The organism is Pseudomonas sp. GD03862 (assembly GCF_029840855.1).
Lineage (GTDB): Bacteria > Pseudomonadota > Gammaproteobacteria > Pseudomonadales > Pseudomonadaceae > Aquipseudomonas > Aquipseudomonas alloputida.
This window is the reverse complement of sequence record NZ_JAOCDI010000012.1, coordinates 123518-134187: the sequence shown is the minus strand read 5'-3', so window position 1 is coordinate 134187 and position 10670 is coordinate 123518. Positions and strand designations below refer to the sequence as shown.

General features: G+C 60.5%; 7 protein-coding genes and 1 pseudogene. 5 read left to right on the top strand and 3 right to left on the bottom strand.

The annotated features are described in order from the left end of the window. Positions 1-1314 (top strand): annotated as a pseudogene (locus tag N5D53_RS10915) (hypothetical protein); the annotation flags it as partial. 4 nt (positions 1315-1318) lie between these two features. Continuing rightward, a complete protein-coding gene (locus N5D53_RS10910) occupies positions 1319-2197 on the top strand; it encodes a DUF6708 domain-containing protein (protein WP_158682560.1) in 879 nt (292 codons plus the stop codon). A 209-nt stretch (positions 2198-2406) separates the two neighbouring features. Here N5D53_RS10910 and N5D53_RS10905 read toward each other — a convergent pair whose 3' ends face one another. After that, positions 2407-4593, bottom strand: a complete 2187-nt coding sequence (locus N5D53_RS10905; RefSeq protein ID WP_104961459.1) for an OsmC domain/YcaO domain-containing protein — start codon at positions 4591-4593, stop codon at positions 2407-2409. Positions 4594-4863: 270 nt separating this feature from the next. Between N5D53_RS10905 and N5D53_RS10900 the strand changes: the two genes are divergently transcribed. The 3 genes from N5D53_RS10900 to N5D53_RS10890 are packed head-to-tail and all read left to right on the top strand — an operon-like array spanning position 4864 to position 8936. Then, on the top strand, positions 4864-5319 hold the full coding sequence (locus tag N5D53_RS10900) for a (2Fe-2S)-binding protein (protein WP_003256023.1): 456 nt from the start codon (positions 4864-4866) through the stop codon (positions 5317-5319). Continuing rightward, a complete protein-coding gene (locus N5D53_RS10895) occupies positions 5319-7574 on the top strand; it encodes a molybdopterin cofactor-binding domain-containing protein (RefSeq protein ID WP_121161547.1) in 2256 nt (751 codons plus the stop codon). The genes N5D53_RS10900 and N5D53_RS10895 overlap by 1 nt, the downstream gene beginning before the upstream one ends. Before the next feature lie 18 nt (positions 7575-7592). Beyond that, on the top strand, positions 7593-8936 hold the full coding sequence (locus N5D53_RS10890; RefSeq protein ID WP_104961457.1) for a cytochrome c: 1344 nt from the start codon (positions 7593-7595) through the stop codon (positions 8934-8936). A 68-nt stretch (positions 8937-9004) separates the two neighbouring features. Here the strand turns inward: N5D53_RS10890 and N5D53_RS10885 are convergent, their stop codons facing one another. Beyond that, positions 9005-9793, bottom strand: coding sequence for a transporter substrate-binding domain-containing protein (locus tag N5D53_RS10885; RefSeq protein ID WP_104961456.1), 789 nt, complete (start codon positions 9791-9793; stop codon positions 9005-9007). A 207-nt stretch (positions 9794-10000) separates the two neighbouring features. Beyond that, positions 10001-10642, bottom strand: coding sequence for a LysE family translocator (locus N5D53_RS10880; RefSeq protein WP_010954467.1), 642 nt, complete (start codon positions 10640-10642; stop codon positions 10001-10003). Positions 10643-10670 lie beyond the last annotated feature (28 nt).

Here is a 10670-nt window from a genome sequence, read left to right as displayed (position 1 = left end):
CTGGGGTTGCTGGCGGCGCGCTATCGAATCACCGAGCAGGCCATTACGGAAAATCCATTTAGCCAGGAAGTGCAGAGGTATCTGAAGAGCGGCATGGCGCAGGTTGAAGAGATGAAAGCGTTGCGCATCTCAGGAAGCCGCACGGTGTCCATCGAGCTGACCACCACTGCGCGCGTGAAACCCAACTTCCTTGGGTTACTCACCTCGGGCGGTGGTGGTGGTTTAAACGCGGGGATGCTGTGGTTCAACATCTTATCGCTCAAGACGGCCTACAACAGCCTGCAGAAGAGCGATGCACCGGAATACACCCTAGGGTTCGCCTCATCTGTTTTCGGGGTGATTGGTGCAGCGGCGGCAACGTTGGTCAGCGTGCGGGCGACGCAAAAGGCCATGATGTTGAAGTGGATCTCAACGGCGCCAGGCATGGCCTTTGGTAACGGCATCATCAACTTTCTGACGAGTAATCTTTTCGCGCGGGCATCAGGCTACCCGGCGATAATAATGGGGTTTTCCTCAGATATTTTTAAGGCAATACGTCAATGGCAGAACGGCAATCTTATTTCAGGCTTATATACAGCGGCTGCCAGCGCGACTACTGCTTTAGGTTCGATTCTTGTTCTAGAAGGAAGCCTTGCCATCGCAGGCACGACAGTCCTCATTCCCTTTGCAGGCTGGACAGCAGCTGGAATCGCCTTGATCGGAGCAACTTTGATCGGTGGAGGTCTATTCCTCTACTCAAAAGCTCACTCCCGCCTTCACAGTCCTTTAGAATTATGGGCCAGCAGAAGCATCTTCGGAACAAGGGAAAACGATGGAGAAATACGGGAGAATATAAAGTTAGACTTTGATAAAAAATTGCCACCCTTTCGCCACATCCACGAAGAAATCAAGTCATGGCAGATTGAATTTTTCTCACCGAAAGCATTGTTGGCACCGTACTCTGAGCAGCTCGGCTTAGGCGCCCTAACGACACATTTGGATATAAATAACAAATGGCCAACACCTGACTGGGCAACAATTATCCATACTCAGGTCACTAAACAAAACGCAACACTCGAGCTAACTATACTTTTACCAGAATTCGTAGTAGGTCAAAGCGAATGGTCAGGGAGTTTAGTGAGCCAGAATCTCGACAGGCAGACAACCCCACTCCAAATAACCCCTGACTGCCATATCACCCAAGCAGGTTTATTACTTCATTACAAAACTGATGCTAGACAAATCAGGTCTGCCACGCTAACGATTAATTACTACGCCAACCAAGGACTGGATGACGACACTCCTTCTACTACCACTATTCATCTGGAACGCTAAACCTATGGCGACTATCTGGCTTTTTAATCAAGCCCACAATTCAGGATTCAAGCCAAAAATTTCCGGACAACTTATTCAAACAACCAGTTCACACTTATGCCTGCGCAACCCTTGGGTGTCCGACTCTGTATTCATGGGAAAAATCTACACTGCCATGTTTCTATTCACCTGGATATTATCATGTTACAATCTCATTAATGAAAATATAGACTACTCAATCAACGGCGGCGACATTTTCGTTGCCATCCTGATCTCACTTCCCTTTATTTTTACCCCATTCTTAGCCTACAGAATACTTTTCATAAAAAACTTATCGAACATATATTTAAATCGACACACAAAGAAAATCTACTATAAGCGATTCAAAAAACTCATAATATTTGACTGGAGCCAAGTCGCAGGCGGTCTTTTCAGTCGCACAGAATTCGGCGGTTCCTCCTTCACTACCAGCTATGCCCTCGCCTTCGCCCCCCGCCGCGAAGACGGCAGCCTGCATCAAAAAGACTGCCTCTGGGTCGACAGCAACGAACCCACCGAACCCGGCGTCAAGCATGTCGCCGAAGTGTGGGAATACCTCCGCCACTTCATGGACCACGGCCCGGACAAACTCCCCCCGCCCGGTGAACCCAACTGGTGGCACAAGCCACTGCACGCCATCTGCCTGACCCCGGCAGAAGCCTGGCGCCACTACGCCCCTTGGCGAACCGGCGAGCCCGGTGAAATGCAGGGCAAAAAGAACTGGCAATTGCCGTTCTGGGCGGTGCTGTTCCCCTACAACCTGACCGTCGCCTTCTGTTGGTACTGTGTCTGCAAGCTTTTCAATGTCCGTGCAGCGCCACCACCGGCGGAGGCTTTCGAAGGGGGGCCTGCTAAGCCCGAATAGTCACCACCTGAAGTGGATAGGAAGAGAACGCTATGCGCCTGGATGGCAACGCGGCAAGACAGAATGGGGATGGCGCCCAGATCAAAGGGCTGTAGGACGGCTCCTGACTTATCGCAGGCAAGCCAGCGTCCACAGGTTCGGCACAAATCTCAAGAGCGGTGCAATACCTGTGGCGCTGGCTTGCCGGCGATGATTGGGCGCAGCGCCTGTCAGGCGAACTTGGCCCGGGCCGCGTGCAGTTTCTTGTAGCTGTCGATCAGGCGCAGGTGGCGATCAAGGCCTTCGAGCTTCATGCTGGTCGGGGTCAGGCCATGGAAGCGCACACTGCCGTCCAACGAGCCCAATACCGCGTCCATGCGCGCATTGCCGAACATACGGCGGAAGTTGGCTTCGTAGTCATCCATCTCCAGTTCGTCATCCAGTTGCACTTCCAGCACCACGTTCAGCGCCTGGTAGAACAGGCCGCGGTCTACGGTGTTGTCGTTGAACTGCAAGAATGCCTCGACCAGTTCCTTGGCATCCTCGAAACGCTGCACCGCGAGGCAGATCAGCAGCTTCAGTTCGAGAATGGTCAGTTGGCCCCACACTGTGTTCTCGTCGAACTCCACACCAATCAGCGTGGTGATGGTGGTGTAGTCATCCACATCGCAGTTGTCCAGGCGCTTGAGCAGCAGCTTCAGCGAGCGGCTGTCGAGGCTGTGCAGGTTGAGGATGTCGGCACGGAACGACAAGGCGCGGTTGGTGTTGTCCCAGATCAGGTCCTCGACCGGGTAGATTTCCGAGTAGCCTGGCACCAGGATACGGCACGCGGTGGCACCAAGGTTGTCGTACACCGCCATGTACACTTCCTTGCCCAGGTCTTCGAGGATGCCGAACAGGGTTGCGGCCTCTTGCTGGTTGGAGTCCTCGCCGTGCCCGGAGAAGTCCCACTCGACGAATTCGAAGTCGGCCTTGGCGCTGAAGAAGCGCCACGACACCACGCCGCTAGAGTCGATGAAATGCTCGACGAAGTTGTTCGGCTCGGTCAGCGCGTGGCTTTCGAAGGTGGGTTGCGGCAGGTCGTTCAGGCCTTCGAAGCTGCGGCCCTGCAGCAGTTCGGTGAGGCTGCGCTCCAGCGCCACTTCCAGGCTCGGGTGGGCACCGAACGAGGCAAACACGCCACCCGTGCGCGGGTTCATCAAGGTCACGCACATGACCGGGAACTCGCCCCCCAGCGACGCATCCTTGACCAGTACCGGGAAGCCTTGCTCTTCCAGGCCCTGGATGCCAGCGAGGATCGCCGGGTATTTGGCCAGCACCTCTGGCGGCACGTCCGGCAGGCACAACTCACCCTCGAGGATTTCGCGCTTCACCGCGCGCTCGAAGATTTCCGACAGGCACTGCACCTGCGCCTCAGCCAAGGTGTTGCCCGCGCTCATGCCATTGCTGAGGAACAGGTTTTCGATCAGGTTGGACGGGAAGTACACCACCTGCTGGTCGGACTGGCGCACGAACGGCAGCGAACAGATGCCCCGCGCCGTGTTACCCGAGTTGGTGTCATACAGGTGCGAACCACGCAGCTCCCCGTCAGGGTTGTAGATCGCCAGGCAGTGCTCATCGAGGATCTCGGCCGGCAACGCGTCGCGCGGGCCCGGCTTGAACCACTGCTCGTTCGGGTAGTGCACGAACGGGGCGTTGGCCAGGTCTTCGCCCCAGAACTGGTCGTTGTAGAAGAAGTTGCAGTTGAGGCGCTCGATGAACTCGCCCAGCGCCGAGGCCAGCGCAGCCTCCTTGGTGGCGCCTTTACCGTTGGTAAAGCACATCGGTGACTGCGCATCGCGTACGTGCAGCGACCAGACGTTGGGCACAATGTTGCGCCACGAGGCGATCTCGATCTTCATCCCCAGCCCGGCGAGGATGCCCGACATGTTGGCAATGGTCTGCTCCAGCGGCAGGTCCTTGCCGGGGATATAGGTGCTGGTGTCCGACACCGGCATCAGCAGCCCCTGGGCATCAGCATCGAGGTTGTCGACCACTTCGATCACGAACTCAGGGCCGGTCTGCACCACCTTTTTTACCGTGCAGCGGTCGATGGAGCGCAGGATGCCTTGACGGTCCTTGTCGGAGATGTCCTCGGGCAGTTCGACCTGGATCTTGAAGATCTGGTTGTAGCGGTTTTCCGGATCGACGATGTTGTTCTGCGACAGGCGGATGTTTTCGGTGGGAATATCGCGGGTCTGGCAGTACAGCTTGACGAAGTAAGCCGCGCACAAGGCCGAAGACGCCAGGAAATAGTCGAACGGGCCGGGGGCCGAACCATCGCCTTTGTAGCGGATAGGTTGGTCGGCGATCACCGTGAAGTCATCGAATTTGGCTTCGAGACGGAGATTGTCGAGAAAATTGACCTTGATTTCCATGCGGGATTACCGTGATTTAAGCGTGCAAAACGAAATTGGCCGGCATTATCCGGGTTTTCGTTGCGCAAGTCCTGTTCAACGCCGACTGCAGGCTTGATTTTTCGAAGCTGGCTTGCGTATTCCGCCGGATTACTTGCCTGATCCTCTGAAGCCACCCCCGCCACCAGACCAGCGGTCATCCTGCTGTGCTAGCGTTTCTGCACCGGGGGACAACGTATTCCCCATGCAGATAAAACACAGCGACAACAACCGTGACGGGCAGGTGAAACCATGGAACTACGCATCAACCAGAAGACCTATCAGGTCGAGGCGGACGCCGACACGCCCCTGCTGTGGGTAATCCGCGATGACTTGGGGCTGACCGGCACCAAGTATGGCTGCGGCTTGGCCCAGTGCGGCGCCTGTTCGGTGCTGGTGGACGGTAATGTGGTGCGCGCCTGCGTTACCCCGGTGGCCGGTGTGGTGGGGCGTGAGGTCACCACCATCGAGGCGATCGAAGCCGACCCCGTCGGCAAACGGGTGGTCGCCGCCTGGGTTGAGCACCAGGTGGCTCAATGCGGCTATTGTCAGTCCGGCCAGGTAATGGCAGCCACGGCGCTGCTCAAGCACACGCCCAAACCCAGCGATGCGCAGATCGATGCAGCCATGGTCAACCTGTGCCGATGCGGCACCTACAACGCCATCCATGCCGCCGTGCATGACCTGGCCCAGGGGGAGCAGGCCTGATGAACACGCCAGTCGATACACCCGCCGAACTGCTCAGGCTGCAGCGGGGCGAAACGGTCAACCTGTCACGTCGGCGCTTTCTTGCCGGCACCGCAGTCGGTGCCCTGGTGCTAGGTTTCGGCCTGCCCATGGGCTCGGCCCGCGTGCAGGCAGCAGCCGCCGCTGCGGCAACGGCTGAACGCGGCACTCAGGTGCCCGCATTTCTGGAGATTCGCCCGGACGGCACGGTGCGCCTGCTGAGCCCCTTCATGGAAGGCGGACAAGGCCCTTTCACCGCCATGGCGCAGATTGTGGGTGAAGAGCTGGATGTCGACCCGGCCCATTTCGTGGTCGATAGCGCGCCACCGGGCGAAGCCTACGTGGTGATGGAGAACGGCATGCGCATCACCGGTGGCAGCATGTCGGTACGCATGAGCTACCCGACCATGCGCCGCCTGGGCGCGCTCGCCCGGGGCATGCTGCTGCAGGCGGGCGCCGAACACCTGGGTGTACCGGTCGATGAGCTTTCTACCACGCCGGGTAACGTAGTACATACCACGACCGGACGTTCCGTACCCTACGGTGAGCTGGCCGGTCGCGCCATGGACCTGCCAGTGCCCGACCCGGCCAGCGTCAAGCTGCGCGACCCCAGCCAGTTTCGCTGGATTGGAAAGCCCGTACGCCGCCTGGATGCCTACGACAAGTCCACCGGCAAGGCCCAGTACTGCATCGACATCAAGGTCGACGGCATGCTCCACGCTGCCGTGCAGCATGCACCGCGCCTGGGCATGACGGTTGGCAGCCTGCGCAACGAAGACCAGGTCAAGGCCATGAAAGGCGTACATTCTGTGCATCAGCTGCCAGGCGCCGTGGCTGTGGTCGCCGAGCGCTGGTGGCACGCCAAGCGTGCAGTGGAGGCGATTCAGGTGGACTGGAAAGAACCGGCCGTCGACAGCAAAGTGCGACCGATGCCGGCCGATTTTTCCAGCGACGCCTGGCGCGAACACCTCGCGACGGTGCAAGGGCCATCCCGTGATGAAGAGAACGAAGGGGATATTGCCGGCGCCTTGGCCAACGCCAAGACCAAGGTCGAGGCCAGCTACCACAACCAGTACCTGAACCATGCCCAGCTGGAGCCACCGTCCGCCCTCGCCCGCTTCAACCCGGACGGCAGCCTCGACGTCTGGCTGCCCAACCAGGCCCCGGACATGTTCCGTGACGACATTGCCAGACGCACCGGCCTGGAGCCTGCACAAATCAACCTGCACTCGCCGCTGCTGGGCGGCTTCTTTGGCCGCCACTTCCTGTACGACTCTGCCAACCCCTACCCGCAGGCCATTGCCCTGGCCAAAGCAGTTGGCCGGCCGGTGAAGCTTATCTGGAGTCGCGAAGAGGAGTTCTTGCGCGATGTACTGCGCCCCGTCGCAGTGGTGAAGTTCCGCGCCGGGCTGGACGCAGACGGTATGCCAGTGGCGCTCGAGGCGGTCAGCGCCACCGAGGGCCCAACCGAGGCCCTTGCTGGAAAACAAGGGGAGAAGATCGACCCGACCGCACTTGAGGGGCTGTCGGGCAAGTCCTACGCCATCGCCAACAAGCGCATTGCCCAGATCTATGTCAAAGGTCCGGCCATGCTTGGTTACTGGCGCTCGGTAGGTAACTCGCTGAACGACTTCTTCTACGAATCATTCCTGGACGAACTGGCGGACAAAGGTGGCAAGGACCCGTTTGAACTGCGCCTGCACCTGCTGCGCGACAACCCAAGACTGACCAACCTGCTGAACGCAGTGGCCGACTTGTCCGGCGGCTGGAAGCGCGGACCGTTCACCGCCGAGGACGGCAGCAAGCGCGCACGCGGCGTGGCCATGGCCTCACCGTTTGGCTCGGAGGCTGCGGTCATTGCCGAGGTTTCGATCGACAACGGCCAGGTCAGGGTGCACGACATCTGGCAAGCCATCGACCCGGGCAGCATCGTCAACCCGGCGATCATCGAGCACCAGGTCAACGGCGCCGTAGCCCTGGGCCTGTCGCAGACGCTGGTGGAAGAAGCGGTGTACGTGGATGGCAAGCCGCGCGCACGCAATTACGACCTGTACCCGATCCTGCCGCCTTCGCGCATGGCGCGGGTGCATGTGCGCATCATCGAAAGCGGGGCGAAGATGGGCGGCATCGGCGAACCACCGCTGCCCGCCGTGGCCCCGGCGGTGGCCAACGCGGTCGCGCAGCTCACCGGCCAGCGCGTGCGCAGTTTGCCATTGAGCCGCCACACCTTCAGCTGATCGCACAAGGGACGCCTCATGACCCATCGTTTCGCAAGAACCGCTGGCTGGCTGGCGCTGCCGTGCCTGATCGCGGCGGGCCTGCTGGCCTGGTATGTCACCCGTGAGCCCGCATCACCGTTTGCCGACGCACAGGCCACTGCTGCCGACCCGGCGCTGGTCAGCCGCGGTGAATACGTAGCCCGGCTCAGTGACTGCGTGGCCTGCCATAGCCTGCCGGATGGCAAACCGTTCGCCGGCGGACTGGAAATGGCCACCCCGCTGGGGGCAATCCACGCCACCAACATTACCCCCGACCGCGACAGCGGCATCGGTAACTACACCCTGGCCGACTTCGACCGCGCCGTGCGCCAGGGTGTCGCGCCGGGTGGCCGACGGCTGTACCCGGCGATGCCTTACCCGTCCTACGCCAAGCTCAGCGATGATGATGTCAAGGCGCTGTATGCGTTCTTCATGCACGGCGTGCAACCGGCGCGGCAGGCCAACCTGGGCAGCGACATCCCCTGGCCGCTGAACCTGCGCTGGCCCATCGCCTTGTGGAACGGCCTGTTCGCCACCACCACGCCTTACACCGACAAGGCCGGGCAGGATGCACAGTGGAACCGTGGCGCCTATATCGTCCAGGGCCCCGGGCACTGCGGCAGTTGCCATACGCCACGTGGCCTGGCCTTCAATGAAAAGGCGCTGGATGACAGCGGCAAGCCGTTCCTGTCCGGCGCACTGCTCGACGGCTGGTATGCACCCAGCCTGCGCGCCGACCACAACACCGGGCTGGGGCGCTGGAGCGAGGCAGAGATCGCGCAGTTCCTGAAGACCGGGCGCAACCGGCATGCAGTGGTATATGGTTCGATGACCGAGGCGTTCAACAACTCCACGCAATTCATGCATGATGACGACCTGGCTGCCATCGCTCACTACCTGAAGTCGCTGCCCGGCGACCCCCAACGGGACGGCGCGCCATGGCAATACCAGGCCGAATCGCTAGCGACACGGCTGGACAGCCCGGGAGCGCGCACCTACGTGACACGCTGTGCGTCGTGCCATGGCCTGGACGGCAAGGGCCAGGCCGAATGGATGCCGCCCTTGGCCGGGGCGACCTCGGCACTGGCCAAGGAGAGCGACTCGGCAATCAATATCACGCTCAATGGTTCGCAGCGGGTGGTGGCTGCAGGGGTGCCGGACGCCTATCGCATGCCGGCTTTGCGCGAGCAGTTGAGTGATCAGGAGATTGCCGACGTGCTCAGCTTTGTACGTACGGCCTGGGGCAACCAGGGGGGTGCGGTGGATGCGCAGGCGGTAGGCAAGTTGCGTGGGCATACCGACCCGGCCAGCAGCAGCCCAATCATCTTGCATATGCGTTGAATTGGAGTGGCACATGTACCGACGCGAGGCTGCCCCCACGAAAACCGCGCAGCGCATGAGCCACTCTGTCACTGCCACCGCTCCAGATTCTGTTTCAACCACTGCTCGGGCAAGGCCCCGCCAACGATCTTCGCCATCTCCCGCGCCAGCGCCTCACGCAGCAGTGGCCGGTTGCAAGGCGACTCATGTGAGATTGCCAGGTACAACCCTTCGCTGGACACGGGTGGCTGCAAAACCTGCACAGTGGCTGCGATGCCCAATGTGCGCGCCAGCGCCATGCCAGGATACTGCTCGTACACCACGTAATCGCTGCGCTTGAGCATCAGCTTCTCGAACGCCTGCCTGGCAGTGGGCACCGCTTCGAGGGTGAGATTGGCCTGGGCGTATTCATCGAACTGTTGGCCGTGGCTGTTGTTGACCAGAGTGCCACCCTTGCGGCCTTTGAGGTCGGCCCATTGCTGGTAGGCAAAGGCATTTTCCTGGCGCACCCAGATGACGCTGGGCGTGCGCAAAAACGGCGGGGCGATGAAGTCCACATGCTGCCGGCGCGCTTCGGTCAGGAAATACCCGGCCATCAAGTCGATCCGCCCGGTGCGCACTTCTTCCTGGGCTCGCGACCACGGCCCGGCGTAAACCACCTCTATGTCCAGCCCCAGCTGCTTGCCCAGGTATTTGAGCAGGTCGGCATTGGCACCGATCAGTCGTTGAGGGTTCAGCGGGTCGCGCCACAGGTACGGGGGGTATTCCGGGTTTCCTGTGGCGGTCAGCCGTAGACATGCATCATCCGCTGTTGCAGCCAGGGGCAGCAGTGACAGGCACATCAGGAGCAAGACGTGGCGGAAGCAACGCTCGATCATCTACGACCCTCGGCACATGAAACACCCGGCGATCCGGCGTAGTGGCCAAAGGCTGCCACCTGCCGTGGTCGCCTGCAGCTATCATCTGCGCGCTGTAGACAGTCTGGACCATCAGCAACCCGCAGACGAGCCTTTCATCGTCCCGTTGATAAATCTGCCGAAGGACACACAGTGAGCGCCTGCACGGCCGGCGACAAACTGGGCGTTTCAGGCACCCTGCCGTCGCATCGCCAGGATCGCCGCGCCAAAACCGATAAAGGTGGTGCCCACCACCCGGTTCACCCAGCGCGACAGCGACGGCCGGGTCAGCACCCCCTTGGCCCGCGCAGCCAGGGCGGCATACGCGCTTAGCGAAGTGAGCGACAAGGCCACGAAAATCCCGGTCAAGGTCAGGAACTGCGGCAACAGCGCAGCCCCTTGGTCGATGAACTGCGGGAACAGTGCAGTAAAGAACATGGTCGCCTTCGGGTTGGTCACTGCAGTGAGAAAGGCCGATTTGAACAGTTTCAGCGGCGTGGGCCGCACCTTGGCTGAACGCTCTGCGGCACCCTGCTCCAGCATCGGGCTCTTCTTCAGCAGTTGGCGCGCCCCCAGGTAGAACAGATAGCCCGCCCCCAGGATCTTCACGGCATTGAACAGTACTTCAGAACTGGCCAGCAGTGCGCCTAGCCCCAGCATGGCCGCTGCCGACAGACAGAACAGACCCGTGCCATTGCCCAGCGACGACCAGATCGCGCTGCGCTGGCCATGGGCAAGGCTGTTGTTGATAGCCATCAAGGTGGCAGGGCCGGGGCTGGCGATCGCGATGGCGGCGACCAGGGTAAACGCGAACAGCGAGTGAGAATCCATTTTCAGGCTCGCCAGACAAACAGGAAAG

Coding starts and splice junctions, on each gene's coding strand:
- N5D53_RS10910 (WP_158682560.1), top strand. CDS start 1,319: ATGGCGACTATCTGGCTTTTTAATCAAGCCCACAATTCAGGATTCAAG.
- N5D53_RS10905 (WP_104961459.1), bottom strand. CDS start 4,593: ATGGAAATCAAGGTCAATTTTCTCGACAATCTCCGTCTCGAAGCCAAA.
- N5D53_RS10900 (WP_003256023.1), top strand. CDS start 4,864: ATGGAACTACGCATCAACCAGAAGACCTATCAGGTCGAGGCGGACGCC.
- N5D53_RS10895 (WP_121161547.1), top strand. CDS start 5,319: ATGAACACGCCAGTCGATACACCCGCCGAACTGCTCAGGCTGCAGCGG.
- N5D53_RS10890 (WP_104961457.1), top strand. CDS start 7,593: ATGACCCATCGTTTCGCAAGAACCGCTGGCTGGCTGGCGCTGCCGTGC.
- N5D53_RS10885 (WP_104961456.1), bottom strand. CDS start 9,793: ATGATCGAGCGTTGCTTCCGCCACGTCTTGCTCCTGATGTGCCTGTCA.
- N5D53_RS10880 (WP_010954467.1), bottom strand. CDS start 10,642: ATGGATTCTCACTCGCTGTTCGCGTTTACCCTGGTCGCCGCCATCGCG.